This window comes from Gilvimarinus gilvus (genome assembly GCF_030518155.1).
GTDB classification, from domain to species: domain Bacteria; phylum Pseudomonadota; class Gammaproteobacteria; order Pseudomonadales; family Cellvibrionaceae; genus Gilvimarinus; species Gilvimarinus gilvus.
In genome coordinates, this window is record NZ_JAULRU010000225.1 from 1 (window position 1) to 461 (window position 461).

The window sequence follows — 461 nt, forward strand, 5'->3', positions numbered from 1 at the left end:
GGCATTGTCCATTTCGAACAGCAGCGCGCGCTGGCTGTCCTCACGCACCAGGCTCTGGGTCCAGAAGAAGGCGGCATAGCGCTGCCCGCGGGTGACCGGGTTGACCTTGTGCAGGCTGGTGCCGGGGTACAGCACCAGGTCTCCGGCCGCCAGCTTGACCTGCTGCTCACCATAGGTGTCCTGAATGACCAGTTCCCCCCCGTCGTAGCTGCCCGGGTCGCTGAGAAACAGCGTGGACGACAGGTCGGTACGCACGCGCTCCGGGCTGCCCTTGGGCTGGCGCAGGGCATTGTCGATGTGAAAGCCGAAATTGCCGCCCTCGCGGTAGCAATTGATCAGTGGCGGGAACACCTTGTGCGGCAACGCCGCCGACAGGAAGCGCGGGGTCTTCCACAGGCGGTCGATCAGCGCGGTGCCGATTTCCTTGGCCAGCGGGTGCCCTTCTGGCAGTTGCAGGTTGT

At 65.1% G+C, this 461-nt stretch carries 1 protein-coding gene; it reads right to left on the reverse strand.

Translation table 11 applies throughout. The annotated features are described in order from the left end of the window. A partial coding sequence (locus QWI17_RS03185) for a Fe2+-dependent dioxygenase (protein WP_302721057.1) occupies window positions 1-461 on the reverse strand: 461 nt, incomplete at both ends.